Annotated in this window: 22 protein-coding genes, 1 tRNA gene and 1 pseudogene; 1 reads left to right on the plus strand and 23 read right to left on the minus strand. The window is 39.5% G+C overall.

The window, feature by feature from the left end:
- The first annotated feature begins 54 nt into the window (after positions 1-54).
- Positions 55-3,213 carry a DUF3883 domain-containing protein gene (locus tag QYZ87_10000; protein MDN4754843.1) on the plus strand — a complete coding sequence of 1,053 codons (3,159 nt, stop codon included), beginning with the start codon at positions 55-57 and terminating at the stop codon, positions 3,211-3,213.
- 106 nt (positions 3,214-3,319) lie between these two features.
- Here the strand turns inward: QYZ87_10000 and QYZ87_10005 are convergent.
- From QYZ87_10005 to pepT, 23 genes and pseudogenes are all read right to left on the minus strand, one after another.
- Positions 3,320-3,827, minus strand: a pseudogene (locus tag QYZ87_10005) (PcfJ domain-containing protein).
- Positions 3,828-3,929: 102 nt separating this feature from the next.
- Positions 3,930-4,274: a hypothetical protein gene (locus QYZ87_10010; GenBank protein ID MDN4754844.1), complete on the minus strand. Its 345-nt coding sequence runs from the start codon at positions 4,272-4,274 to the stop codon at positions 3,930-3,932.
- A gap of 150 nt (positions 4,275-4,424) precedes the next feature.
- On the minus strand, positions 4,425-4,877 hold the full coding sequence (locus QYZ87_10015; protein MDN4754845.1) for a DUF1896 family protein: 453 nt from the start codon (positions 4,875-4,877) through the stop codon (positions 4,425-4,427).
- Between the two features lie 96 nt (positions 4,878-4,973).
- Positions 4,974-6,221 (minus strand): site-specific integrase, encoded by a 1,248-nt coding sequence (locus tag QYZ87_10020; GenBank protein MDN4754846.1) that lies wholly within the window; start codon positions 6,219-6,221, stop codon positions 4,974-4,976.
- 404 nt (positions 6,222-6,625) lie between these two features.
- Positions 6,626-6,712: transfer RNA gene (locus QYZ87_10025), tRNA-Ser, on the minus strand.
- Between the two features lie 66 nt (positions 6,713-6,778).
- Positions 6,779-7,354 carry a cob(I)yrinic acid a,c-diamide adenosyltransferase gene (locus tag QYZ87_10030; GenBank protein MDN4754847.1) on the minus strand — a complete coding sequence of 192 codons (576 nt, stop codon included), beginning with the start codon at positions 7,352-7,354 and terminating at the stop codon, positions 6,779-6,781.
- Positions 7,355-7,359: 5 nt separating this feature from the next.
- On the minus strand, positions 7,360-8,655 hold the full coding sequence (locus QYZ87_10035) for a cobyrinate a,c-diamide synthase (GenBank protein ID MDN4754848.1): 1,296 nt from the start codon (positions 8,653-8,655) through the stop codon (positions 7,360-7,362).
- Positions 8,656-8,667: 12 nt separating this feature from the next.
- Positions 8,668-9,369, minus strand: coding sequence for a helix-hairpin-helix domain-containing protein (locus QYZ87_10040; protein ID MDN4754849.1), 702 nt, complete (start codon positions 9,367-9,369; stop codon positions 8,668-8,670).
- Positions 9,366-10,016, minus strand: a complete 651-nt coding sequence (locus QYZ87_10045) for an ABC transporter ATP-binding protein (protein ID MDN4754850.1) — start codon at positions 10,014-10,016, stop codon at positions 9,366-9,368. Before QYZ87_10045 ends, QYZ87_10040 begins: the two co-directional genes overlap by 4 nt.
- Before the next feature lie 14 nt (positions 10,017-10,030).
- On the minus strand, positions 10,031-10,789 hold the full coding sequence (locus tag QYZ87_10050; protein MDN4754851.1) for a tRNA threonylcarbamoyladenosine dehydratase: 759 nt from the start codon (positions 10,787-10,789) through the stop codon (positions 10,031-10,033).
- Between the two features lie 762 nt (positions 10,790-11,551).
- Positions 11,552-12,109 carry a DJ-1/PfpI family protein gene (locus QYZ87_10055; GenBank protein ID MDN4754852.1) on the minus strand — a complete coding sequence of 186 codons (558 nt, stop codon included), beginning with the start codon at positions 12,107-12,109 and terminating at the stop codon, positions 11,552-11,554.
- A gap of 22 nt (positions 12,110-12,131) precedes the next feature.
- Positions 12,132-12,956, minus strand: coding sequence for a TonB family protein (locus tag QYZ87_10060; GenBank protein ID MDN4754853.1), 825 nt, complete (start codon positions 12,954-12,956; stop codon positions 12,132-12,134).
- A 5-nt stretch (positions 12,957-12,961) separates the two neighbouring features.
- The gene (locus tag QYZ87_10065) at positions 12,962-13,372 is read right to left on the minus strand and encodes a biopolymer transporter ExbD (protein MDN4754854.1); all 411 of its coding nucleotides are present in this window, start codon (positions 13,370-13,372) and stop codon (positions 12,962-12,964) included.
- Positions 13,369-14,088, minus strand: coding sequence for a MotA/TolQ/ExbB proton channel family protein (locus tag QYZ87_10070; GenBank protein MDN4754855.1), 720 nt, complete (start codon positions 14,086-14,088; stop codon positions 13,369-13,371). The genes QYZ87_10065 and QYZ87_10070 overlap by 4 nt, the downstream gene beginning before the upstream one ends.
- A 19-nt stretch (positions 14,089-14,107) precedes the next feature.
- A complete protein-coding gene (locus QYZ87_10075) occupies positions 14,108-14,824 on the minus strand; it encodes a pyridoxine 5'-phosphate synthase (protein MDN4754856.1) in 717 nt (238 codons plus the stop codon).
- A 19-nt stretch (positions 14,825-14,843) separates the two neighbouring features.
- Positions 14,844-16,055 carry a bifunctional 3,4-dihydroxy-2-butanone-4-phosphate synthase/GTP cyclohydrolase II gene (locus tag QYZ87_10080; GenBank protein MDN4754857.1) on the minus strand — a complete coding sequence of 404 codons (1,212 nt, stop codon included), beginning with the start codon at positions 16,053-16,055 and terminating at the stop codon, positions 14,844-14,846.
- A 19-nt stretch (positions 16,056-16,074) separates the two neighbouring features.
- On the minus strand, positions 16,075-18,171 hold the full coding sequence (locus QYZ87_10085; GenBank protein MDN4754858.1) for an LptF/LptG family permease: 2,097 nt from the start codon (positions 18,169-18,171) through the stop codon (positions 16,075-16,077).
- Between the two features lie 571 nt (positions 18,172-18,742).
- Positions 18,743-19,477, minus strand: a complete 735-nt coding sequence (locus QYZ87_10090; GenBank protein MDN4754859.1) for a hypothetical protein — start codon at positions 19,475-19,477, stop codon at positions 18,743-18,745.
- A 610-nt stretch (positions 19,478-20,087) separates the two neighbouring features.
- Positions 20,088-20,819 (minus strand): methyltransferase, encoded by a 732-nt coding sequence (locus tag QYZ87_10095; GenBank protein MDN4754860.1) that lies wholly within the window; start codon positions 20,817-20,819, stop codon positions 20,088-20,090.
- Entirely contained in the window at positions 20,816-22,369 is a 1,554-nt protein-coding gene (locus QYZ87_10100) for a glycosyltransferase (GenBank protein ID MDN4754861.1), read from the minus strand. Before QYZ87_10100 ends, QYZ87_10095 begins: the two co-directional genes overlap by 4 nt.
- A gap of 2 nt (positions 22,370-22,371) precedes the next feature.
- Entirely contained in the window at positions 22,372-24,171 is a 1,800-nt protein-coding gene (gene typA / locus QYZ87_10105; GenBank protein MDN4754862.1) for a translational GTPase TypA, read from the minus strand.
- Between the two features lie 154 nt (positions 24,172-24,325).
- The gene (gene gcvT, locus QYZ87_10110) at positions 24,326-25,420 is read right to left on the minus strand and encodes a glycine cleavage system aminomethyltransferase GcvT (GenBank protein MDN4754863.1); all 1,095 of its coding nucleotides are present in this window, start codon (positions 25,418-25,420) and stop codon (positions 24,326-24,328) included.
- A 32-nt stretch (positions 25,421-25,452) separates the two neighbouring features.
- Positions 25,453-26,688 carry a peptidase T gene (gene pepT / locus QYZ87_10115; GenBank protein MDN4754864.1) on the minus strand — a complete coding sequence of 412 codons (1,236 nt, stop codon included), beginning with the start codon at positions 26,686-26,688 and terminating at the stop codon, positions 25,453-25,455.

Raw genomic sequence — 26,688 nt, forward strand, 5'->3', positions numbered from 1 at the left:
TAGAAGTTTACTTTCTGTTTCAGAGACTGTACCACTATCAACTAAGTTATTTTTATGGAGGCAAAAGTATCAAAAGCTGCTATTTATAGAGAACAAACTCAACGTAATGACTTAAAGCAACACGCAGATAAGATTATTCAGGGCATAAAGAAAATTGGACCTAACCATGCCAAAAGAGCTATTTGGGAACTATTCCAGAATGCGGTGGATTTAAGTCCTTCCTGTGAAATTGAGATAGAGTTACGAGAAGAAGAATTGGTTTTTTCTCATAATGGGGAGCCATTTACAATGCACACTTTAGATTGTTTATTTACACAAGTGAGTTCAAAAACTCTTACGGAAAAGAAAGAAGAAAGAGAAGAAGGTGATCCTATAGGACAGTACGGAACAGGCTTTATGACATCACACTCTTTTGGTGACATAGTGGAAGTAAGTGCTGCTATTCAAGATGAAACTGAAGAAGGTTCAGGACACATAAAATTCAGCAACTTAAAAATAGATCGTAGCACGCAAGATTGGGAGAAATTATGTGATGAAATAAAAGATCTAAGAGCTCAAGTAGAAGAATTACTGAAGAAGAAACCGACTTTTGACGAGTTGCCAAAAACTGTTTTTAAATTCAGCTTTAACAATGAACTCAATAAAACAAGAGCACTTGATGCAACCAAGTCACTCAATGTGATTTTGCCCTATGTGATGGTTTTTAATGACAGGTTAAAGAAAGTGACTGTTACAGATAATGAAGGTGTAACAACAACTTACCTCAATAAAGAAGCTGAAATAGACAACGGAGATTTTTACACGAGAGTAATACAGATAAATGACAAGGAGAGAAGGATTAACTACCTTAAAACTGATAGATTAGCCATTGTTTTACCCATTGAAAGTAATTCACCTGCTGATGGAAGCATTGGAGAAGCAGTGAATTTGCAAGACACTCTGCCACGACTTTTTTTGTTTTACCCATTAATTGGTACAGAGCATTTGGGGATTAACTATATAATTCATTCAAAAAACTTTCATCCTACTGAACCGAGAGACGGCTTACATCTTAATTCACAAAATGAAAAAAACGAGGCGGAAGAATTAATCAATCAGAAGCTTATGAAAGAGGCATTTGATTCCATTAACTCTTTTCTTAATCGGAATCTTTCGAAAATCCAAAATCCTCACCTACTTTCTCAAGTCAATTTTCCAGTTAATTCTGACAATGAAGAGCTAAACGAATACTTTAAAAAAATCAAAGAAGAGTGGACGGATAGCTTTAAGACTCTTCCGCTTGTTGAAACGCCAACCGGTCGACTATCGACACAAGACGTATCTTTTCTTAAAAATAATATAATACATGAAGTAGATGAACCCACGCTGGAGGCCATCTACAACGTTGTTAGTGTGTTATATGAAAAGATTCCTAAGTTAGACCTCATACGAAGTTGGACAAAACTAGTAGATGATTGGGATATCCAAGGCACAGAATGGATTGAATTTAATGACATTGCTGAACGGCTATCGGAGAAGGGAAAAATTGAATCATTCAAGAAGGAAGATTTAATTCTATTGTATAATGAAATGATTCGTAAAGGGAAGGGAGAATTGTTCGCAAATAATAAATTACTACCCAATATTAAAGGTCAATTTAGGAAGCAAATAGAGTTAAAAAAAACTATTGAATTGCCTGAAGAACTCTTTGATATAGCAAATGCGATTAATCCAGAAATAACTAATAGCCAAATTGATCCTGATTTTTTACTTGAAGGTTTGGAGTTTTCAGACTTTGACAGAAAAAAATACATGGAGTTTATCAATGCTTCATTAGATGAACATATAAAGGATAATACACGTTCAAAAGATCTGCCTGAAGGATACTTAAAATATTTGATTCAGTATGCTAGGATTATCCCACGTGAAGATTCAACAAGTGGTCCTGTGCAAGTGACAAAACTGATTGAAGAGTATTATGATTTAGCTTCAGAACCGATTATTCTTCCTAATATTTCAAAGGACGAAGGAAACAATTTAGATACCAGAAAAGGACAAAACGATTTATTCAGAGTGTTTTTGAATGACATTAGTAATAAAGACTCTAAATGGACAGAAGAACATTTAACCGAACTAGTCACTATTTTAAAAGAGGCTTTCAAGTATGCGGAAATAAAAAGGATATTTTGGGAATATCAGATTTTTCCAAATCAACTTTACCAACTAAAAAAGATAAGCAATCTTAAAAGGGATGATAAAATACCAGAGTCTGTAAAGGATTTATACGACAAGATAGTTGAGCCAGAAAATCCAATAAGAAACGAACTAGCACATTCGTTAATTGCGTCAATTGAAAATATTCACAATGATTTGGATACTATCGAAGCTTTGGATTTGACGTCTAAGATAGAGAAACGGTTCTTTGGGGAATCTGGAAATGAAATTGACATGAAAGATAACCCTTTTAAAAGTGATATTATAGACATCATTAGGAGTTTTAATTCTGAGCAGGAAAACAATGAAAAGCTATATCCAGCAACATCAAGAAATAAATCGGCGATATTGGCTCAGTTGGCAGACCAAGAAGCATCCTTCACTATTTTAAGTCAGACTGATACTGTAATAAAAAAGTTAGCGGAAATAGCTGGACATTCAGATCCCTGTGAATTGATAAGATTGGCTGAAGAGGCATGGCAGACTCAACAGCAAGAGAAACTCGATCTACAATTTAAAATGCAAATTGGGAATCACTTGGAAGATGTGTTGCAGAAAAGATTAAAGGAACACTTAAAAGCAAATGTGGTAAACGAACAAGATGGTCAAGACCTTGTAGTTTATGTCAATGGGAATCCAGTTTATTACATTGAGGTTAAATCAAAATGGAAAGAAGAAACCCCAATAAGGATTTCAAGAAATCAGACATTAAAAGCTCACGAAAAGCGTGCTTGCTTTGCCTTATGTTCAATAGATATGACTAAATACGAAGGAGAAGACAGACTTAAAATTGAAAACATTGAAAGTGTGGCTGAATATATGAAATTCAACACTGACATAGGTGATCATGTAGAACACTTAGTAGAGATTTATGATAGTGCCCATCAAGAAAATGAGTTCTGTTTAGATGGTGACTTTAGGACACGAATACCAATGAATTATATAAAAAGAGGTATTGATTTAGAGCGATTTGAAAAAGGACTCTTGGAGAATATAAATAATAACATTCATGTCCAATAAAGCCCTTTACTTTAATTTCTAACTAAAAAGCTTTATCGGACAGCAATGATACTATATGGATTTTTATAGCCTTATTAACCTCCAAAGAGAGATTGGGAAGTTTGCCTCAATCGACATTTGCTGAGAGTGAGCAACCAACTTTTAGTCGCTGTACGATGAGGTGGCTATTTTGCTGGACAAGTTGTAGGATTTGGTCGTGGTACTCGGTAGTGGAGTTACAGATGCCACGGCTTTGAATGACTTTAAGAGTCTCAAGATCGAGTTCAATGGTTTCTATTCGTTTGCCATTTATAGTAGCAGAAAGGATAAGGGAATTGGGCTTCAGGTGGTATTCGCTAGCAAAGAAAGAGACAGTGGTGCATGGAAGTACCTTCCTCTACGTATTCTTGTACACTTTCTAACACTCGTACTTGAATGGTACCGTCTGTGAAAGCGATGCCAAAGAATTGGCTCTTTTGCTCTCTAAAGAGTGCTTCGGCTTCTACTGCTTTGAGTCGTCTTTTCTTCTGCTGCTCCTGCTCTCTTTGTCGCTCTACTGCCTTGACGGCTTGGTCGTGAGCTTCTTGAAGGTTGCTAGGACATATGTACTTTGGGCTGTGCAAGTCTTTGCTCAAGTACATACAAAACGACCTGCCAATTTGAGCGTCAGTGAGAGGCTTGGCAGGTTCTACACATCGCTAAGATACTGATTATTTCAAGGTGATATCTTCATTATTTTAAAGGACAACAAAGAGGAGGGCACAAATAATGATGAACCAAAAGATGAAGCTGAGGATGGTGAAAGCTATGCGGAGGACGATGCGGACTACCCAGCGGAGGATAAGGAAGCTTACGATGATACCGATGATGGTCAGAACTTCGGGCGTAAGTATCTTGACAAGGAGTCGGTAGCCACCATAGAGGATGCCGGCAATGAGAGCAACGTAAAAGAGCTGTCGAAGTCGACAACGGATGAACTGTGACTTGGTCAATTCTGGCTCTACTGGAGCTTGGGGAGTTGCCTTCTCAAAAGGAAGGAAAGCTGGCTCGTGCGGGTCTCTATTAATAATGTTCTTATTCATAACTGGAGCTTCTATTTGGGTTTCAAGAGCGGACAAAATAAAGCGGTGTCACAAAGACAAGGGGGAACCCCCATTGGCGTGTGAAACGGCTTGAATATCTTAGCTCTTGAAGCGATAGAAGCTCCATAGGTTAATGATTAGTTCCGCACGCTATGCTTCCATAGTAGGGAGCTTATTCTCCTCTATCAGCAATGCAATCGTGCCAGTGAGTTCTGTGTAGAGCAATTCATACTCTCGGGTACCATCAAACTCATCACTGAGGACATACTTTTGTAATACTTCCTTGATGGCTTGGCTTCTGAGTAGAATAGGTGCTAACTTTTCAGGCAAAGGCTCAGGTAGCCCTGATTCAAACTCATTCTCCAAGATCGTCCGAATGGTATCATAAGCAGAGAAATGAAGTCCTCGAAACAAGGTCTCTGAGGCGAGTTCTTCTGCTTGTAGGTAGTCGTGTCCTTGCTGAATAGCCTCATAATAGATAGTCAGAGCCTCTTCGGCTCGTGAGTTGGTGAAAGCTATATCCTGTAACTTTTCAGGATGATAGTCACTCAAATACTTCTCTAACTTCAAAAGGAAGTACGATAATTGTTTCTTCTGTGTCATAATTCATTCATCATCATCTGTTGTTACATATCCTATTGCTTGATAGGGTATCACAATTTGTGACACCCCATGATGGGCTAAACTCTGCAATTATATTCATATTGCGGTTGATTCTAATGGTGGTACATTATTGAGTGAGAAGTCGCCAATCTTATCAGCGAGTTCCATCATATCTTGCTCAATTTTCTTATTTGTAATACGAGCATATAGTTGAGTGGTCTTGATGTTAGTATGACCAAGCATCTTAGATACAGATTCCATAGGAACTCCCTTACTCAAACATAGAGTTGCAAAGGTATGACGGGCCAAGTGAAAAGTAAGGTTCTTTTTGATACCACAAACATCAGCAATCTCCTTCAAGTACGAATTCATCTTCTGGTTGCTAAGTATAGGGAAAAGCATCCCCTCTCTTGTCGTCTGTCCCTCATATTTTGAAATGATACTCTTAGGGACATCCAGTAGTAAAACGTTGGATTCTACTTTAGTTTTTTGTCGTCTTGTTATAATCCACTCCTTGTCATCCAGAGTGACGATATGTTCGGGCTTGAGATTGGCGACATCAATATAGGCAAGTCCAGTGAAGCAGGAAAAGACAAAGATATCTCTTACTAACTCCAAGCGTGGTATCTCACTTAAGTCTTTAGTTGCTATAGTCATCACTTCCTCCTCTGAAAGAAATCCTCTATCTACAGGCGTAGAGGTGAATTGATGGTTTCTAAATGGGTCGTGGTGGATAACCCCAATACCCTTTCCAAAGAGTACTATTGTCTTGAGTGTTTTAAGGGTCTTATTAGCTGTATTTTGATTCTGTTTTCCTACAGTCCTTAGATAGAGCTCGAAGTCGTGAATTACCAAAACTGTCAGCTCACTGATTTTTAGGTCTGACCTGCGATACTTGCTTTTCAGGAAAGCCTTAAAGTGTTTCCTGCATGCCTCATACTTTTGAAGCGTTGCAGGTGTCTTGGTGTAACCTACTTGCTGTCGTACATCATTATTGTACTTCTCAAAGAGAGTCATAAAGGTATCTACATCTTCCTTCTTGCCGAGGTATTCCGATTTTATCCTCTCTAATGAAAGCTCGTCAGAGAACTCTAATCTTCGGAAGATGTTCTGTAGCCCATTTTGAATGTTGTCTAACTGTAGATTTGTACTGAGAGCTTCTGTGCTACGCCCTTTCATACGTTCCTTCTCCTTATCCCACGACTTCGCGTTAACGGAGATGCCAGTGGAACCAATGGACAAACGCTCACTATTGAGGTAAATCCTTGCCATTACAGAGGTGTTACCCTCTTTGTTTACATAGTTGCTTCTGAGATAGAAAGCAGTTCTGAAAATTGTCTTCATACATCTTGTCGTTAAAGTGTAGCGATAGCAGAAGAAAAATTGTAGCCAGAAACCACTCCCTGAGTCCAAAATTGTAGCCAATTGTAGCCAAGAATACAGGGTGCTTTTTGATTACTTTTTTCTCTGTAGCCACGCTACAAAGTTCTACATAATCGTTTGAATAGCAACAAAATGTATGTACTCTATGTGTGCTCTGTAAGTGCTCTTGGCTACAATTTTTGGCACACTCGTTTTTCTGTAGCCAGATTGTAGCCAAAGTAGAGTATTTTGGGAGTTTTGACCGTCTCTGGAGGTGCTCTGAGGAGGGGCTTAGCACCAAAAGAAAAGTGTCTTAACTCGTTGAGAATTAAGACACTTTCTGTTTTGTTGTACTGGTAGGCTCGTCTTTGCCAGAGTACTTAAAGCGGAAGCGGGGGGATTCGAACCCCCGGTACGGTTGCCCGTACGTCAGTTTAGCAAACTGGTGGTTTCAGCCACTCACCCACACTTCCTCTTGTATGTTGTTCTTATTTGATTGCAAAGATATATATATTATCTGAATTAAGCAACCATATTCCCTATTTTTTCAACTTTCTTTTATATAAGAAGTGTTGCCATCTTTCTTCTGGTGCTCCTTGTTTATGCATCTCATATCTTCCCATGATAAAAAAGAGATCGGAAAGACGATTCATGAGTACTAAAATTTGGTTTGGAACCTCATCTTCTCTATTTAGTGTCCATAAATGTCGCTCAGCTCTTCTGGCAATGGTTCGAGCTAACTGAAGATGTGAAGAAACTAAATTACCACCCGGTAGGATGAAGTATCTACTCTCTTCCCCTAATGCCTCTTTATACTCATCAATTTTAGACTCAACCCAATTAACCATATCGTCTTCCAGCTTATTGGGATTCTTGTCTCTCTCAGAATGAGGTGTCGCTACAAGTGACATCACTATCATTAGCTCTTTTTGGATCTTATATAAGAGTTCTTGCCATTCATGATTATCTTCTAGGTAAGCACGAACGACCCCAAGCATACTATTTAGCTCATCAATGGTTCCATTGGCCTCAATTCTTATATCATCTTTGGGAACACGAGTCCCACCATGTATTTTTGTCATCCCTTTATCCCCGCTTCTTGTATATATGCTCATAGCTATCAAAATATTGTCATTAAATCTTCCATCTCAGCCCAATAAAGGTGGGTGTAGCTAGCTAATACATTCTTGTATCGTATTAGTTTAGTCTCTACTTTTCTACCTGTGGCACTTTTTTGCTGAGCTACACTTTCTAAATTTCCTATGGTTTTCGAGTAATGAAATTCATGTCCTTTTAGCTGTAGACCATTATATTCCAGTTGTCTATATCCTAGTTTTAATTTCATCTCTTCCAATGTTGCTTCTTGGTCTAATATGCCAACCATCGGGTATCTGACCCCATCTTCGTCTATTATTACTTTGGATAGGTACATCATTCCACCACATTCAGCGATGACTTTTCCTCCATTTTCGATATATTCCCTTATGCTTTCCATCAGCTTATGATTGTTGCTGATTTCGTTTAAATAATTCTCTGGGTACCCTCCAGGTAGGTATAGAAAGTCAGCTTTAGGTAATATAGTATCCTTAATTGGACTAAAAAAAGAGACCTTACCTCTCTCTTCTAGGTATGCAATATTTTCTCTATAAACGAAGGAGAAGGCTTCATCATAAGCAACAGCAGATGTAAACTGTCTTTTAATAGAGTGGGGGGCTTCAATTGATTTTTCCTCTATCCTTTTTTGTGTTCGTTGGAGAATACCATCAACATCAAGGTTTTTCTCAATATGGGCAGCCGCCTTTTCTGCTAATTCGTCAATTACTTGTTCACGATCGGCTACTAATCCTAGGTGTCGAGAGGGAATGATGAGTTCATCATTTGAAGGAAGGTACCCGAATGAATGTATCCCGACGGCGTCTGCTGCTTCTTTTAGGATATGATAGTGGCTCTCACTATTTATTTTATTGAAAATAACACCTATTATATTTAATGAGGGGTCAAAACTTTTAAATCCGTGTAGAATCGCAGCTGCTGAGTACGCCATGGCTTTAGGGGATATAACTAATATGATGGGCAATTCAAGCTCTTTGGCAACTTCAGCACTACTGCCATTTGCTTTATCATACCCATCGAAAAGCCCCATAACACCCTCTGTTATTGATACATCTGAATTAATAGAGTGCTTGTTATAGATTTGCTTAACGTGCTGAGAAGAGGATAAGAATAAATCTAGATTGATGGAGTCATTTCCAGATGCTATTTTGTGCAATTTAGTATCTATGTAATCGGGGCCACATTTATAGGGTTGTACCGAAAGGCCTCTGTTACGAAAGGCTCTTAATAAGCCTAGGGTCAGAGTCGTCTTACCACTGCCAGAGGAAGTGGCACCAATTAAAAAATGTGATGATTGCTTCATAATAAAGTGAATTTAAATATTTTCTTCATCCAAAAAGTTAGGTAGCATCAGGTATGGAGCTAATCTCAGTGAGTCATCTTGTGAAAAAGCTCCACTATCCATTAGCATTTCCCATGTCACCGTTGCATGCTTTCTAGCTAAGTCCTGCAGGACGTGTTGATGTCGATACTGTAGATATGGATGACGAGGAATACTATCCTCAGTGATTATCAACGGTCTTACTGCTGTTTTTATAACGAAGAAGGGAGCTATCTGGTCATAACGCTCTCTATCCATTCCGTACACCTCTTGTAGCTGTTCGACCACATAATATCCTCCAAGTAACTCTCTGTACTTGTATATACGCCTTGAGAATGACACCCCTATGCCAGGCACTCTTCTCAATAACAATGTATCTGCACTATTTAGGTCTATAGTGGCACCCGCCTGAAGCTTACTAGGGTATTTAATTCGTTCGGGAGGTCCAGGGTACCTGTCTGTACGTATTGGTAACGTATCCTTATTGATATACTCCTTTTTAGAAATGGAGTGTTGAGGGGTAGGGGATACAGTGTCTGTTGAAAGAGCTGTTAGCTCTTGAGGTGCTTCATTTTTTGAATCGGCAATACTTGGGGTAGGACGTAAGCCGAGATAGAGTACAAAAGCAATCAATACACCAGCCAGTGCTAATAATACTTTACGATCCTCTCTGTCTATCCTAACCCTTTGGTTCATATCACCAGCCCATCTTGTAGATGAATAGTCCTATCCGCGATATGAGAAATCTCTGGGTCATGCGAAACAATCACAAATGTTTGTCCGCTATCCTCCCTGAGCTGTCTGAAAAGGGAGTGCAACTCTTCCTTATTTCCACTATCTAAAGCACCAGTAGGCTCATCTGCAAAAATTAACGTAGGATTATTTATCAGAGACCTTGCCACTGCTACCCTCTGTTTCTCTCCGCCACTTAATTGGGCAGGTTTGTGATTCAATCGATTTCCAAGGCTTAGCTTCTTTAAAATAAGAGTAGCCTTTTGTAAAGCTTCTTTCTTGTTCAGTCCACCAATCATCGCAGGGATAGCAACATTCTCAACTGCATTAAATTCAGGCAGTAATTGATGAGATTGGAACACAAATCCCATTTTTTTATTGCGGAAATCAGCTTGTTCATTGCTGCTTAGTTTATGAACACTTACTCCATCGATAAGAACTTCGCCATCATCTGGCTTATCCAAAGTCCCTAATATTTGTAGTAAAGTCGTTTTTCCCGCACCACTTGCTCCTACGATGGCTACGATCTCATGCTCTAGGACCTCCATAGAGATCCCCTTCAGTATCTCTAGAGTGCCATAACTCTTACGGATTCCTTCAGTCTTGATAATGATTTTATCCATTGTTATTCATCCCTATATAAAGTTCCTCCCTTTGTAATCCAATCTAGTGCCGCGTAGGCTGCATAACAGCCTGCTACAGCTGGGTTCTGAGCGATAGTGCCCGTGATTGATTTCTTATTTTGTTCGTCATCTGTCAGTAAAATAGCCCTATCATCGGGTAATTCCTCAGAGTAAACAACCTGAAATTTAAGAGGGATATCTAACTTCCTTAGGCGTTTTCTTATAAATCGAGCAAGAGGACAGTTTTTTACTCGATCCATACGGTCTATCTTAATTTTTCGAGGATCAAATTTAGCCCCCATACCCATCACGCTTATAAATGGCAAATCATGCTCAACCAATGATTTGATAAGGTGTACTTTCGGACTGAGAGTATCTATAGCGTCAATCACATAGTCGTATGCATCACTAGCTAATAAACGCTCTGTCTCCTCATCTCTAATGAATACGTCATTGCTGATGAGTTCTAAGTTAGGATTAATATCCAACAAGCGTTTCGACCACTCACTAACTTTTGAATGTCCCACAGTAGAGTGAAGTGCGATTAATTGACGATTGATATTCGTTTCATTAACGCTATCCATATCTATAATGGTCAGTTTGCCAATGCCTGACCTCACTAATATCTCAGCAGCGTAACCTCCTACGCCACCCAATCCCAATAAGAGGATATGAGATTCTCGGAGACGCTTGATCCGTTCCTCACCTAGCAGAAGTTCACTTCTTGCTTGCCATGAATATTGTTGGTTCATATTCTTCATATCTAATAAACAAATATACCCTTTTTCATTTATTTGATGTGCATCAAAGACAAAAATGAAAGAGCCGCAGATCCAAATAGATTTGCGGCTCTTTCATTAAAAAAAGTGCGCCGGGGAAAGTGTCAAAACTCCGAAAATAAGGATTTGAGAATGGCCAATGCTCTGAAATCCACTGGTACCCATAAAGAGTACATCTCCCGAAAGAGATCGAGGCCAGTCATTACATTAGTCCAAGGATCTCGGAATTGTAATATATGATGAGTTTCCCATTTGCCCGACGCACAAATATCATTTATCCCCTCTTAAGAAAAGTCCTCACTAGGCTTTCTTGTATAACAAAGGTAATAAAAATTCTCTTAGTTAACAAGTGTGTAATATCATATGATTTGCAAGAATTGACCTCCTATTCATCGATGAAAGCTATTTGGTCTCAAATTTTTGTGACAGTTTCAAACACCTAATTTCCAAAGAAAGAGAGCATTGTACGATCCCTATAAACTGGATTGTTGTCAACATTAGTGTTTGATGGCGTCCATTATTTTGGGCACTCTTTTTCAGTATGCTGAGGATTGACATCGCTCGATATTCTAAAGGCAATCATTATATGCTGAGCTACGAACCCTCTATATATTACGAAAAGAGACAAAAGGAGGCACATCACCTATCCAATAAAAAACTTGGATTCATGATGTGCCTCTTACTCTCGATTATCTTAATACTTACCTAATGAAAGACATTAAGAAAAAGAAGTATCTGACTCTTTTATTGTTCGTTAAGTAGAAGGCCATCTGCGACTTCTTCTGCAGCTTCTTTGTCAATAAGAGTTCCTAAAATAGCGACTCCGAAATCAAGTGCATAAGCTGGTCCACGTCCAGTAATAATATTATCATCAACGCAAACGGGTGCATTAAATATAGTAGCTCCTTTGAGTTCTTCTTCAAATCCAGGATAGCATGTAGCTTTCTTTTTTTCTAGCAATCCCATACGACCCAAGACGAGAGGAGCTGCACAAATGGCAGCAATGACTTTGTCATCATCGTAGTGCGCTTGGATAATCTCCTTAACTTTATCACTCTCATAAAGGTTCTTTGCTCCAGGCATTCCACCAGGTAGCACTATAGCATCAGCCCCAGAATCTTTGATATCGATTATATTTAGGCATGCGTTTAGCCTATGACCATGGGCACCTTCTACTTCATAGTCGTTATAAATAGATACGAAACTGGCTTCTACGCCACCTCTAATAAGGGCATCCCACGTCCCCATTGCTTCAGTTTCTTCAAATCCTGAAGCCAATAAAATATATGCTTTCTTTTTCATTCTAAAAATTCTTACGTGTTACTTAATTTAATACATATCGATAGGTAATGGTACCTATCTGGTTATTAAGTCCATCAATAGGGGTGAATTTTGCTCTTTTCGCCGCCTTGATAGCACTATTTTTCATTTGATAGTTGTCAATATTAGTTCCCACTGTGGGATTAGCTTCAAGTACGTTTCCCTCTGGGCTCACAATGATTTCTAGGACAATAGTACCTTCAATCTGTGTGTCGTAGCTAGGTCTTGGTAAGGCATTGCCTACCAACTTTCTCCCCTTTAAGGAAAAGCTACCGCCAAAACCTCCAACTCCAGTATTAACGCCCCCAGAAGAAACATTACCATCGGGTGATCCCTGTACCCCTGGCTCAGTGTTCGGAGTATCTCCAGTCCCAGATTTGTTTTCGGCATTTCCGAAAGCACCAGCTACACTCTTTCGTATCTTTTCTTTGCGTCTTTGCTCCTCCAGCTCCTTCTGGATTCGTTGTTCCTTCTCAATTTCTTTTTGTTTACGAAGTAGTTCTGCCTCATCTTTCTTTTTTTGCTCCTTCTTTTTTTCTTCTTGCTTGATAGCTGGAGCTTCGGAGTCTTCTTGAGTTAGGAACTCATCCTCTATTATTTCCTGAGGGGTAGGAGGCGTCGCTGGTTCATAATCTGGATCTAGCTGATGAGGAGTAAACATTCCGGAGGCAAATTCAGTATCTCCAATATTGACCAAAATACCCCCTTCCTCTTCATGCTGAATTCTTGGTAAGAACATGAAGAATAGAGCTATTACGAGTGCTGTGTGCACTAGTATTGTGATCACAGAGGCGATAATCTTATGTTTTTTATTCCTATCCTCTTTCATGCTTATTAGTCAATAGGTCGAGTGGCCAAAACCATTTGGTACTTATTCTCAACCGCAATATTAAGTACCCTTACAATTTCGCGATAAGGCACCTCTTCATCCGCATAAAGTGCAACGTACATTTCTGGGTTACTTTCTTTGGTCATCTCTAGAAATGGAGCAATGTCCTCAAACCCAACCTGTTGGTCTTTACCCTCTTCGAGTCCAACAAAAAAGTTTAGATCCTTGTCTATCACAATCCTAGTGACAGGGCGTGTAGCACTCTGCTTGCTAGACTGTGGTAAAGTAACTTTGAGTGAGCTGGGTACTATGAGAGTACTGCTTACCATGAAGAAGATGAGCAGAAGAAAGACGATGTCTGTCATGGACGACATACTAAAGGCTTCTATAGCCTTACTTTTTCGCTTTAGTTTCATCTTCTACTATTGCTTGGTTCGTTAAGCAAATCCATAAATTCAAGAGCTTCCTGTTCGGATTTCGTAATTACTGAATCTAATCTTGTAGCCAGGAAGTTATAAGCAAAGAGTGCTAAGATTCCTACGATAAGTCCACCAAAAGTTGTGACGAGTGCCTCATAAATTCCTGATGAGAGTAAAGAGATATCGACTCCAGATCCAGCACTTGCCATATCGTAAAAAGCCCTAATCATACCAGCAACTGTTCCTAAGAACCCAATCATAGGGCCTAGCGATGCTATGGTTGATAGTATTGGTAGTCTCTTCTCAAGTTTAGAGATTTCAATATTTCCCACATTCTCAATGGCTGCAGAAATGTCTTGCATCGGGCGACCAAGTCTCTGGATTCCCTTTTCGATCATTTTAGCACCAGGTGTATTGGTCTTATTACACAGATCTATGGCTGACTGAATCTTACCTTCATGTATGTAATCTCTAATTTTACTAGAAAATGATGGATCAGATTGTGAAACGGCTCTCATCAAGAGGAGACGCTCAACAAAAACATAAAGGGCTGCTATAGAAAGAAGAAGCAATACGATCATGATCCACCCTCCCTTTGTAGCTAATTCCCATACCGAAAGTTTATCTACGGTATCAGCAACACTTATTGGAGTCTCACTCGAAAGTGTGCGACTTAGTGTATCAACAGCAACTTGTAGTAACATATTTAGCATATAATATTGTATTTATAAATTATTTGAGGCAATTTAGATACCTCTTAATGGTTTCTTCTAACCCGATGTATAACGCATCGCAGATAAGGGCATGTCCGATCGACACCTCAGATAGCTCAGGCAAGGATTTATCCAGATAGGCAAGGTTGTTTAGGTCAAGGTCATGACCAGCATTAACACCAAGGCCCAGCTCATGAGCTAGCTTAGAAGCTTCTGCAAAGGGAGCCACTGCTGAAGATTTATCCTTATTATAACCAACGGCATAAGGCTCTGTGTAAAGCTCTATTCTATCTGTTCCTACCTCTTTTGCCTTCCGAATATTATCAAGGTCAGTATCAACAAAAATAGAAGTTCGGATGCCGTATGATTTCAGTTTATTGATGATGTTACTAAGAAAATCAAAGTTATCCGCTACCTTCCATCCGGCATTACTTGTCAGGGCACCAGGAGGATCAGGTACAAGTGTCACCTGAGTTGGGACGACAGAAGTAACCAGATCCATAAATCGATCATTCGGGTACCCTTCGATATTGAATTCTGTGGTAACTATCTTTTTAAGGTCATAAACATCGGCATATCTGATGTGGCGTTCATCAGGACGTGGGTGTACGGTAATACCTTCACCACCAAATCGTTCTACATCCTTTGCTACCTGAAGCAGGTCTGGGTTATTACCACCTCTTGAATTTCGGAGGGTGGCAATTTTATTGATATTTACGCTTAATCGAGTTCTCATTTCTATCAATTACATTAATTTATAGTTCATGAAGGTCATGTCCCATGCGTTCTTTTTTGGTCTTCAGGTAGTTGATGTTATACTTATTGGGCTTAACTTCAATAGGTACTACTTCAGATACCTCTAATCCGAAGCTCTCTAGACCAATTCTCTTCACTGGATTATTGGTCATTAGTCTCATCCGATGAACCCCTAGCTGACGAAGAATCTCAGCACCTACACCATAGTCACGTTCATCGGCACGGCAACCGAGGTGAACATTTGCTTCGACGGTGTCTAGTCCTTCTTCTTGTAACTTATAGGCTTCAATCTTTTTCATTAAGCCTATGCCACGTCCTTCTTGTTGAAGATAGACGATAACGCCTCTCCCCTCTTCTTGTATCTTTCGCATTGCGGTATGTAGTTGTTCCCCACATTCACAGCGATAACTAGCAAAAATATCACCTGTGGCACAACTGCTATGCATTCTTACTAAGATGGGTTCTGAGTCAGAGAGATCTCCCTTTATCAAAGCGATATGTTCTTTTCCATTGCTAGTTTGTTGAAATGGGATGACTTCGAAATCACCATAAGCAGTAGGCAGTTTAGCTCTAGTACCCATCTTAACGGTGCTCTCATATTGTAATCGATATTTGATAAGATCAGCGATGGTGATGATCTTCATATCGTACTTTTTCGCTATTTCTACCAATTGAGGCATGCGGGCCATGGTCCCATCTTCATTTATAATCTCGATAAGGCATGCAACAGGCTCAAAACCAGCTAACCGTGCTAGGTCCACTGCGGCTTCTGTATGTCCAGCTCTTCGTAGTACCCCTTTAGATCTAGCTCTTAATGGGTTGATATGACCGGGTTTCCCAAGATCTGTAGGTCTGAGTTCAGGATCCGCAAGTGCATTTATGGTAGTCGCTCTATCATACATCGAAACCCCTGTGGTTACGCCCTTACCTAGTAGATCTACCGAGATGGTGAAGGGTGTCTCATGTAAGGATGTATTTTCCTTCACCATTAATGGTAATTCAAGGGCTTCACATCGTTCCTCTACCATTGGAGCACATAATACACCCCGTCCATGACTCATCATGAAATTGACAATCTCTGGGGTTACCTTCTCTGCGGCAATGATAAAGTCACCTTCATTTTCACGATCTTCATCATCAACAACGATGACAATTTTTCCTTCTTTGAAGTCCTCTATGGCTTCTTCAATTGTATTTAACTTAAACTCCATTTTATTGTTGGTCTTAATATTACAAAGCGTTTGAAATGTTATTCTGTTTGACCCTCCAGATTTCATCCAAAATGATTTTATTCGCTTGGGAAACCTTTTTTAACTGCTCAATATACCTCTTATTTCTCAAAGCATATACAACATACACAATCAGTCCAAAGGGGAGAAAAAGCATCAGTAGGATATTACCTATTTTGCTCCTCAGTCTCATTGTCCGAGATAGGTCTCTAAGGAATGGGTAGTTGCCTAGAGCTAGCACTAAGTTGTAATCACGCGTGTTTTCAAGATTCTTGACGATCTGCTCCACGAGAGCGTTTAATTCCTCACGCTGTTCATACTGCTTATCGTTGAGAAAAAATTCCCAATAGTGCATTGTTCCCAGCTTTTCTAGATGATCTATTTTGTTATTGAGTAGTAAGATATCTTGCTCAGCTTGATCAAAGTTAGCCTCTGCCATTACAATCTCTTTATACTCAATCTTCCTGTCCGTCTTCGTCCCAAAGTATCGTTTGCTCCATGCTGCTACCACCTCAAAGTTTAATCTGGATGAGTCTTTTGTCGCTACATAGCATAGCCATAGTCCTATTGGGAATAGTACAAGATTAGGTAACCACATCCCAAACCAATTGACTAATGTGCCTTCTCTTACCATCTTCCATCCAAATGACTCAAGGATATAGAATACGATAAAAAAGAGCACTGCTGTAATGAATGGTACTCCCATACCTCCTTTTCTAATCAATGCCCCTAGAGGTGCTCCAATCAGAAAGAAGACTATGCATGCAGTTGGATAAGTGAATTTTCGCCAGTACTCAAACTCATTTTTCCTATGCAGGTTAACATTCTCGTCCATCCTCTGTACGGAAAAATAATTCTCATTCCTATCATTAGATACTATGGTACTTGCCGTCTCGTAGATAGCACTTTTTTGGGACAAACCAATGTTTGCCATTTTTTGCTCCAAGTTGTAGGCCATCTTTACCTCTTTCGGTAATTTTGAATAGCTCTCCCTTGATTGTTTTTCTTTTGGTTTAGATGGGGGAATGACTATTTTATCATTATTCGAAGTTTTTGATTCAGTTACATCAGTGTCCTTCGCCAACCCTACTTGATTCTCCTCAATAGTACTGTCGGAAACATCGGCTCTTAGTCTAGCTATTTGATCTTGCTGCGATGGTATGATATCTTTCTCATTTTCAGAGAAAAGTCTCATATACTCTGTTTGATAAACTTGCTCTCTACCTATAACAGCCAAAGAGTCAATCTCTACAGCGATAGAGTCTGTGTACTCTCTTAATTCGAATAGGTTTTTGCCCACAAATTGACTGGAAAGTATAGAAGCATCCACCATGCTGAGACTAGCATCAAATGGGATGTGTATTTCTTTGAACTTAAACTTCTCACGAAGGAAAGGCCGTTCTGCGTTATTCTCATAATAGGTGGAATTATCATCCTTTAGGTTTTGGAATGATTCCCCCTCGTATAGCTCTAGTATCAGCTCAGCCCCCTTTTTGGTTGAGTACAACTTCCCACTATCAGCCATTAATACTGTAGCGTCTTTAAAGCCATTTGTGAGGTCATAGATCATCATGCCATACATCATTTTTGCATCACGATCTTTGCGTTCTACGTAGATACTATAGTTTTCAAGGTCCTTGTAAAATACGCCCTCGGGAATCGCCAATTCGGGAGATTTATTTTTGATTGAAAAGTAATACTGCCAAAAACTTACTTGACTCTTAATCATGTAGTCATTCTGGAATATAAATAGACCAGCCGCAATACAAATCACGGTAACGAACAGTGGCTTCATGATTGTAAGCAGGGGTATTCCAGCAGCTTTCATTGCCAATAATTCGAGACGTTCGGCAAGATTACCGAATGTCATAAGCGAAGCGACAAGGATTCCCAATATAATCGCAAGTGGCATCACGGTCATTGAGGCATAGAATAAGAGCCTCATGAATGTTAGTGCATCTATACCCTTACCTATGAGGTCGCCCATAGATTGCCAGATGAGCTGAGTCACTACGACAAAAAGTGCCACTGCTGAGCTAACCAAAAGCAGTGGTAGGAAGGTCTTAATGATATATATGTATAGTTTTTTTATTCTCACTTACTTTGTTTCAATCAATTCCTCACATTTTGTAGCGACAAAGTTAATCAAAAAAGCTGTATAGGACTCATGAATATATACAGTGTTCCAAAAAGTGTAGAGGGTTTAAAAATTAATAATTTATAAAATAGTGAATAATCAAAAATCGAAGTCTAAAATTCGATCTTTTGCAGTAGCAATATAATGAAATTTTGGCTGAATGACTAGGCTTTTTGAGGAGTCGTTTGAGGAAAACTGTGTAGGCTATTTTTACTTAATTAATTTCAGAGATCTCTTTTTTAGAACGTTTCGTTTTTCTAAAATTGGTCGAGTACGGTATATGTAAACTTATACAAGTCTTGAAAAATGGGTGGCATCCAATAATGCTCTAAAAGCGTTTAGGATACTACCCTGAAATTCGCTTAAATATCTCAGAACGCACTAAAGAACAATGGGCCATGTGCAAATAGAATGAACGGTGCTATTGCTCACTCATAAGCATAAGCACCGTTCATGTTATTCCACCTCTTAGATCACTTAGAGGTAGTGGATCGGTATTTAGATACCTTCTTTCCCCATATCACTCGGACGATTATTGCTTTACTAACCTTATCCTATCCATGACATCCTCTATCCCAGTACCTTTTATAGAACATGCCATGTCCTTCTTGGAGAATCTAATGACGTCCAAAACAGTATGATTTACGTTGTTCTTTTCGTCTTTAAAGATTATAGTAATAAGATTGCCTTTTACCACATATGTCGCAGACATATTCTGGCCGTTTGACTTTGCCAAAAACATACCATTCTCGCCAAAGGTAAGCAAGGCTGTCTCCTTTATTTCGGCCAATACCAAATCTATCTTCCATGTGCCATATAGCTTTTCTATTGAAAAGTCAATAGGGTCATACTCCCTAATCCTTACTAGAGTCGCCTGTGAATCCCTTTTCTCTTCCTCATCATACCCAGTGAGAACCATTTTATTTCCATTGAAGTTAGTGACCTCACATAGCAACTCGTGCACGTCATTATCCTCATCATTCCCCTTGAAGTATATCTTTTTGCCGTCTATACGATAATTTGCAGTATGACCATAAGCATCTATTAACTTGCCCCCCTTCATAAAAGTAATCATAGATAGAGTTGATTCATTCTCTTCTATAAATGAGCTTTTATGGCCATCCACGTCTAGAGAAGTAACTTTCCAAGCTCCAAGCACAGAATGCTCGGAAAACTCATCGGGTTCCTTATTATCTTTATTACAACTTACTGAGAAAAGCATCAAAATAATAAATGATGCTATCGTTACAACATTCTTTTTCATCATTTTTCAATCTGTTTGTTAATAATTATGATACATGTATAAAAGTAATAAGAATTTCTTGATTAAGAACGTAGATACTCTTCCTTATTTAGTAAATGATGTTGTAAAACATTAATAAGATGTATTTCAAAGATGAATATAGAGAATTACTGTACAATTAGGTGGGTGTGTAGTTTTAACATTAAAAAAATCCTTTGTTTCAGAGTCGCGTACTAAACCTTTATCTAGCCGCATGAAATGGGTGAGTTTATAAATAAAAAAACTAACAGCTAAAGTGTATTGAATTATACTATAATGAGCTCTTTTTGAATAGCATATAGTGGGGGAAATTTTAGTTATATGAAAGAGAAATCGTTCTCATAAGAAAAAAAAATTTTTCATATGAGAAGAAGATCTGTTTCCTATAGGAAGAATTTCGACCATTAAATGAACCTGTGGTGTACTGAAAAAAGTTGACCTAGTTGAGGGTTATTTTACTGATTTGATTGACTCATGTGCCTGAGGATTCACTGAGTTGATTTATATTCGTGGTTTGAGTGTACTTCCTTCACTTGCAATCATACAGCTCTGTGTCCTATTATTTATAGATAATATCCGGAATAATTTTAGAGATCTACATGTCTGGAAGTATGATGAGGTATGGGCTTAGTAGTTTGGTGACTTCGGGGGTATAATCGTGTCGCCCTTTTCCATCTAGAATATCTAAATGTTCTACGACGGGGTCCACTTCATTATGCTGCCACACTGATATTATACGGTGAGTATCGGCCCCTTTATGGGGATGGATGTGTACCTGTTTTTCAGCGAAGAGAGATGCTGAATTGGCAGCTTGGATAAATCTATCTATAGCAGATGAGGCCGTGATGGTAAAGATTCGTGAGCTATCAGAGGGACTAAGCAATTTTTTGCTCTGAATGAAGAATTCTTCTGGGGGGAGAGACTGCATGTGTTTGGCGATGGTCTCCCTATCAGAATTATTGTAGTGTGTATCTGTGAAGTAAGGCGGATTACTTATGATTAATTCATAATGATTGTTGGAATCGAATCGGGTATAATCCTCCTGAAATACTGATAGTTGCTTATCCCATGGTGATAACCTAAAGTTTTCGGCAGCTTCTTCTGCTGAAAGGGTATCTATTTCAATCGCATCAATAAGAGCATAGTGATATGTCTGAGCGACCATAAGTGCAATAATACCTGTGCCAGTCCCTACGTCAAGAATACGCTGTACATTGTGAATGTCACTGTTGGCAACATAGGCACCCAGTAAGGTGCTATCTGTGCCAACTTTCAGGGCTGACTTTTCCTGTTTTACTTCAAACTGTTTGAGTCGAAAGATACTCATATCCGTTTTAATATTTCTTTGAGCTTATACCAGCCTTTAGCACATTTATTATTGGTCCTTCTGTAGTAATTTCTTAGAACTTTTCTAGCTAGCTTACTCTCTTCTGTGGGTATCGTATCTGTCTGAATAGCATATACAGGGTATGGGGAAATGCCGGTGTTGTATCTGTCGTCCCCACTACTATGAGTCCCTGATCCATCAAATCCATCATTTGAGACTAGTGGAGGATTTGAGTTAATGCTTAATCTATTATTCAGTAGTAATGATGCATGCCATCGGATCGCCCATGAGTTATTAAGACCCTTTATTTGGTGACGGAGCATACGAGTAAAGTTCATGTATCCGCCATAGTTAAAGTGCTTAATTAGATGTGGATATTCAAGCAATTGGGTAAGTAGTTTTTGTCCATCCGGCTCCCAAAGTTCCTCCCATCTATCTTTCCAAGTAGCCCATCCCCAACTGCCAGCAAAAAGAAGTGAGTGGTTGTTGGGTAAAAGCGGTGAGGTGTAGAATGTACCAGCGTGTAGATGAGCAATCTGCTTCTGATTCTTGTATTTATCGAGAGAGTCATTCATCCATCTTAGGAAGTAAGGTGATAATCTTAAGTCATCCTCAAGAACGATGACACAATCATCATGTATGTCTAATACCCTCTCAATGCCTTCTATGACATTTTTTGCCAATCCGTGGTTATATTCTTGGCACCAAAGTGTAATGTTCGGGTGCTTTTCAGCTTCTTTGATACAAATTTCTCTAACTTCATCCACCTTATTACCTCCGTCAGAGAGAATATACAGTGGTGTTTGGGGAGCCTCTGGTTGGGTCCAAAAGTCATGAAGTAGTCGTTTGGTATGTTCGGGACGATTGTAAACTAGTAGGAGTACAGGTGCTAAGTGTGTACGTTTAATAGCTCTTGATAGGCCTTCTAGATCTATCTTAGGCCTCTCTACCCAGTAGGATGATGATTTCTTGAGATTAGAGTACTCTTTGCTCATGAGAGACCTATAGATATTGTTTTTCACTCTCTTTGAGGGCTCATTTAGCGAGTTGTCGGAGAAATAACCTACTTTTAGGTCTTTACATTTAAGTCTATTGAAAAGATCATCTTTTATTCCCTGAGAATTAATAAACGGGTAGAAGATTCCTATTTCCAATAGTGCAGAGTAGGGTATGTAGATGCTATTGGAGCTTTTTTCTGGTAAAGTGATACCAATAGCCTGCTGTTCGTTAGACCAGTTGGATAGCTCTCTAATATATCCAGGCGAAAAGGGCGTGCTGAGATCCCATAAAAAAACGCCCTTGTAGCCTTCTGTGAGGGCTATTTCAAGGGCGATATTATATGCCATAGCTCTATGGATAGAGCTTGGCCTTCTGTGTAAACGAATGAAAGGGAATTGATGATCTAATCCCTTAAGTGCGTCATGAGATGAATTATTGTCAATGATAAAGAAGGTTATACCACTTTGATCATTTAGAAAAGGGGATATTACCGATTCTATGGGGTCATCTTCCTTTTCAATTACAATAATTATCAGGACCTCATTTTTCATCCTTATTTTTTCGATGCACGTCTGCGATCTAATTCACTTAGAAGAATTTTTCTGATACGCATATTTTTAGGCGTGATCTCCACCATCTCATCTTTCTTGATATACTCTAGAGCATCCTCAAGTGAGAATCGAACAGGTGGTGCTATTTGGACCTTATCATCTGATCCTGAAGCACGCATGTTGGTTAGTTTCTTACTCTTACAAACATTGACAGTTAGGTCATCTTCTCTGTTGTTTTCTCCGACCACTTGACCTTCATAGACATCCTCTTGGGGTGAAATGAAGAAGCGTCCTCTGCTCTGTAGGTTATTCAGGGCATATGCATATGCTGTACCTGTTTCAAGAGCAATGATAGACCCATTGGAGCGGCTCTCGATCTCTCCCTTCCAAGGCTCGAATGCTAAGAATCGGTGAGACATAATAGCTTCCCCACTTGAAGATGTTAGAATCTGATTATTCAGTCCAATAATACCTCTTGAGGGGATCTTGAACTTAAGGAAAGTCCTATCATTCTTCTGTTCCATCATGACCATCTCTCCTTTGCGGCGAGTAACAAGGTCTATGGCTTTGCTTGCGTTATGCTCGGGTAAGTTTATGAATAGTTCCTCTATAGGTTCGTGCTTTACTCCATCTATCTCTTTGATGATTACTTGAGGCTGTCCCACCTGTAGTTCATATCCTTCTCGTCTCATGGTCTCAATAAGAATGGAGAGGTGGAGGACACCACGCCCAAAAACATTCCATGAGTCGGCAGACTCAGTCGTTTCCACCCGAAGGGCTAAGTTTTTGTCCATTTCTTTGAGTAACCTATCGTAGATGTGGCGAGATGTTACGTACTTACCATCCTTGCCAAAGAAAGGGGAGTCGTTTATGGTGAAACGCATACTCATCGTTGGCTCGTCAATAGCAATTGTAGGAAGTGCTTCTGGTTTTTCAGTGCTTGAGATAGTTTCTCCAATCTCAAATCCTTCAAGTCCAATAACGGCACAGATGTCGCCACTGCTAACAGACTGAACCTTTCTTCTGCCTAGCCCCTCAAAGACATTCAGCTCCTTGATCCTATTTTTCTCTTGGGTTCCATCGCGTTTCATAAGGACTATTTCCTGTCCTTCCTTTAGAGTCCCACGGTGGACACGCCCCACTGCTATTCTTCCTACATAAGATGAATAGTCAAGTGATGTGATAAGCATCTGGCTAGGTCCTTCTAGTGTTTCAGGAGCGGGGATATATTCAATAATAGCATCCAGAAGGGGGGTGATATCCGTTGTTGGTTTATTCCAATCGGTAGACATCCATCCCATTTTAGCCGAACCGTACAGAGTAGGGAAGTTCAGCTGGTCTTCTGTTGCATCAAGATTATACATCAAGTCAAATACCATCTCCTGAACTTCATCAGGACGACAGTTTTCTTTATCTACCTTATTGACCACAACGATAGGTTTGAGACCCATTTCGATGGCTTTGCCTAGTACGAAGCGGGTCTGTGGCATAGGCCCTTCAAATGCATCCACTAGTAATAGGCATCCATCAGCCATATTCAAAACGCGTTCGACCTCACCTCCAAAGTCAGCGTGTCCCGGGGTGTCAATGATATTGATTTTATAATCCTTATATGTTATTGAAACATTCTTGGATAGGATCGTGATACCTCTTTCCTTTTCTAGGTCATTACTATCAAGGACTTGGGAGAGTTCCTCCTTATTATCCTTAAATAATTTCCCTGCCTGAAGCATCCGGTCTACGGTAGAAGTTTTCCCATGATCCACATGGGCTATAATAGCTATATTTCTAATGTTTTGCATTCTTTTTCCTTTCAACTATGTAATTGCGGTACAAAGGTACTTAAAAGCTATGAAAGCATTGTTTTTTTTATGTCAATGATATTAAAAAAAGAGTCATCTTGGTATTGGACACCAAGATGACTCTTATCTTATGACTTGAAATGTAAAGGAATAGTTATTTCCTAAATGGTAATTTGATCACTTCAGCTGGGATCTTTTTGTTTCTTACCTTAATAAAAATCTTGGTCCCTGGTTCTTTGAATGAAGATGGAACGTAACCAAGACCAATACCTTTACCAAGTACAGGTGATTGAGTTCCTGAAGTTACATGACCGATGACATTGTCATTCTCATCCACAATCTCGTAACCGTGGCGAGGTACACCTCTTTCGAGGAGTTCGAAGCCTACGAGGCGATTCTTAATCCCTTCTTCCTTAGTCTTGAGTAGGAGATCACGGCTAGGCATATTTTTTTTAGCATCAGTGAATTTTGTCACCCAGCCAAGTCCAGCCTCTAGTGGATTTGTGGTTTCGTCAATGTCATTACCGTAAAGGCAGAATCCCATTTCCAATCTAAGTGTATCACGAGCACCAAGACCTGCAGGCTTGATACCATATTCTTCACCTGCCTCGAATAGCTCGTCCCAAACTTTTTTGGCATCCTTTAGATCAACAAAATAAAGCTCGAAGCCACCTGCACCTGTGTAACCTGTATTAGAAATAATAACATCTAGCCCTGCAAATTTTCCTAATGCATAGTGGTAGTAAGCAATATCATCAAGATTAACATCTACTTTCTTTTGGATGGTTGCTTTGGCTTTTGGACCCTGAATAGCAAGGATGCTTACTCTTTCTGAGCGGTTTTCGAGAGTGACACCATCTTTCTCAAACTTCTTCATCCAAGCAAAGTCTTTCTCAATATTAGCTGCGTTAACGGCCAACATATACACGCCACCTTCGAACTGGTAAACAATGAAGTCGTCCACAATACCGCCTTTATCGTTAGGCATATAAGTGTACATGGCCTTGCCTACCTCTAGCTTAGCTATATCATTACTACAAATAGTCTGCATGAATGACTCTGCATTTGGCCCACTTACATAGATAGCACCCATGTGGGATACATCAAAGACCCCAACATTTTCGATAACGTTATGGTGCTCTGGATTAATGCCTTCATACTGTATAGGCATATTGTATCCAGCGAATTCAGCCATCTTAGCACCTAATCCAATATGAATGTCTGTAAAAGGAGTTTTTTTTAATTCCATAATGTTAGTTAATATTATTTTGGTTTATATATTTATTTGATATTTACTTTTGTAGAAGCGATCTTGATGATGACCTCTTTTGCTTTTACTAGCGATGGAACTGGTAGATACTCATATCTCCCATGGAAATTATGCCCTCCAGCAAAAATATTAGGACATGGAAGCCCCATAAATGAGAGCTTAGATCCATCGGTACCACCTCTAATAGGGACAATTATGGGCTTAATCCCCAGTGCCTTCATAGCGTTCTCAGCATGATCCACGATATACATTTTATGCTCTAGGATTTCACGCATATTATAGTACTGATCCTTGACCTCAGCTACACAAGTCCCTTCACCATATATCTCAGAGATACGTTTTGCTGTCTCTATGATACTACTCTTTTTTAGTTCAAAGTCTTCCTTATGATGGTCACGAAGGATATATACCAATTCAGCTTCCTCAACGGTCCCATGCATACTGATAAGGTGATAAAAACCATCATATCCATCTGTATTGTCTGGTCGGGCTGCAGGTAGGTAGCTATTGAATTCCATCGCTAAAAGCTGGGCATTAATCATCTTATCCTTAGCACTCCCAGGGTGTACATTTAAGCCTTTGAAGGTAACTTTTGCTGAAGCAGCATTGAATGTTTCATAGTTTAGCTCACCAATTTCACCACCATCTATGGTATATGCCATATCTGCTCCAAACCTTTTGACATCAAATAGGTCTGCACCTCTTCCTATCTCTTCATCAGGGGTAAAGCCAACTTTGATCTCACCATGCTTGATTTCGGGGTGGTCAATAAGGTACTGCATGGCCTCCATGATTGATGCGATCCCAGCTTTATCATCAGCAGCTAGTAGGGTATGTCCATCAGTGACAATGATTTCCTGCCCTTTATAATTCTCAAGTTCGGGAAATGTTTCAAGAGAGATACGGATATCTTCTTTTTCATCAAGGATGATATCACCACCTTCATACTGAACGAATCTGGGCTTTATATCCTTTCCAGACATATCTGGTGCGGAGTCCATATGGGAGATAAATCCAATGACGGGCTGATCGCTATAGCCATTAGCAGGCAAAGTTCCCATGAGATAGCAATGCTCGTCCAGAGAAATATCTTGTAAGCCCATCTCCTCCATCTCTTCCTTAAGGAGGTTGGCTAAATCCCATTGAATCTTAGTACTTGGAGTGGTTGTAGAACTTTCATCTGATTTAGTATCAATCGCAATGTATCTTAGAAATCTCTCTACTACAGATTCTTTATGTGCCTTCAT

The organism is Porphyromonadaceae bacterium W3.11 (assembly GCA_030434245.1).
Lineage (GTDB): Bacteria > Bacteroidota > Bacteroidia > Bacteroidales > Porphyromonadaceae > Porphyromonas_A.

What these genes read in the sequence shown, in the direction of transcription:
- QYZ87_10000 (MDN4754843.1), top strand. Translation starts at nt 55, where the DNA reads ATGGAGGCAAAAGTATCAAAAGCTGCTATTTATAGAGAACAAACTCAA.
- QYZ87_10010 (MDN4754844.1), bottom strand. Translation starts at nt 4,274, where the DNA reads ATGAATAAGAACATTATTAATAGAGACCCGCACGAGCCAGCTTTCCTT.
- QYZ87_10015 (MDN4754845.1), bottom strand. Translation starts at nt 4,877, where the DNA reads ATGACACAGAAGAAACAATTATCGTACTTCCTTTTGAAGTTAGAGAAG.
- QYZ87_10020 (MDN4754846.1), bottom strand. Translation starts at nt 6,221, where the DNA reads ATGAAGACAATTTTCAGAACTGCTTTCTATCTCAGAAGCAACTATGTA.
- QYZ87_10030 (MDN4754847.1), bottom strand. Translation starts at nt 7,354, where the DNA reads ATGAGCATATATACAAGAAGCGGGGATAAAGGGATGACAAAAATACAT.
- QYZ87_10035 (MDN4754848.1), bottom strand. Translation starts at nt 8,655, where the DNA reads ATGAAGCAATCATCACATTTTTTAATTGGTGCCACTTCCTCTGGCAGT.
- QYZ87_10040 (MDN4754849.1), bottom strand. Translation starts at nt 9,369, where the DNA reads ATGAACCAAAGGGTTAGGATAGACAGAGAGGATCGTAAAGTATTATTA.
- QYZ87_10050 (MDN4754851.1), bottom strand. Translation starts at nt 10,789, where the DNA reads ATGAAGAATATGAACCAACAATATTCATGGCAAGCAAGAAGTGAACTT.
- QYZ87_10055 (MDN4754852.1), bottom strand. Translation starts at nt 12,109, where the DNA reads ATGAAAAAGAAAGCATATATTTTATTGGCTTCAGGATTTGAAGAAACT.
- QYZ87_10060 (MDN4754853.1), bottom strand. Translation starts at nt 12,956, where the DNA reads ATGAAAGAGGATAGGAATAAAAAACATAAGATTATCGCCTCTGTGATC.
- QYZ87_10065 (MDN4754854.1), bottom strand. Translation starts at nt 13,372, where the DNA reads ATGAAACTAAAGCGAAAAAGTAAGGCTATAGAAGCCTTTAGTATGTCG.
- QYZ87_10070 (MDN4754855.1), bottom strand. Translation starts at nt 14,088, where the DNA reads ATGCTAAATATGTTACTACAAGTTGCTGTTGATACACTAAGTCGCACA.
- QYZ87_10075 (MDN4754856.1), bottom strand. Translation starts at nt 14,824, where the DNA reads ATGAGAACTCGATTAAGCGTAAATATCAATAAAATTGCCACCCTCCGA.
- QYZ87_10080 (MDN4754857.1), bottom strand. Translation starts at nt 16,055, where the DNA reads ATGGAGTTTAAGTTAAATACAATTGAAGAAGCCATAGAGGACTTCAAA.
- QYZ87_10090 (MDN4754859.1), bottom strand. Translation starts at nt 19,477, where the DNA reads ATGATGAAAAAGAATGTTGTAACGATAGCATCATTTATTATTTTGATG.
- QYZ87_10095 (MDN4754860.1), bottom strand. Translation starts at nt 20,819, where the DNA reads ATGAGTATCTTTCGACTCAAACAGTTTGAAGTAAAACAGGAAAAGTCA.
- QYZ87_10100 (MDN4754861.1), bottom strand. Translation starts at nt 22,369, where the DNA reads ATGAAAAATGAGGTCCTGATAATTATTGTAATTGAAAAGGAAGATGAC.
- typA (MDN4754862.1), bottom strand. Translation starts at nt 24,171, where the DNA reads ATGCAAAACATTAGAAATATAGCTATTATAGCCCATGTGGATCATGGG.
- gcvT (MDN4754863.1), bottom strand. Translation starts at nt 25,420, where the DNA reads ATGGAATTAAAAAAAACTCCTTTTACAGACATTCATATTGGATTAGGT.
- pepT (MDN4754864.1), bottom strand. Translation starts at nt 26,688, where the DNA reads ATGAAGGCACATAAAGAATCTGTAGTAGAGAGATTTCTAAGATACATT.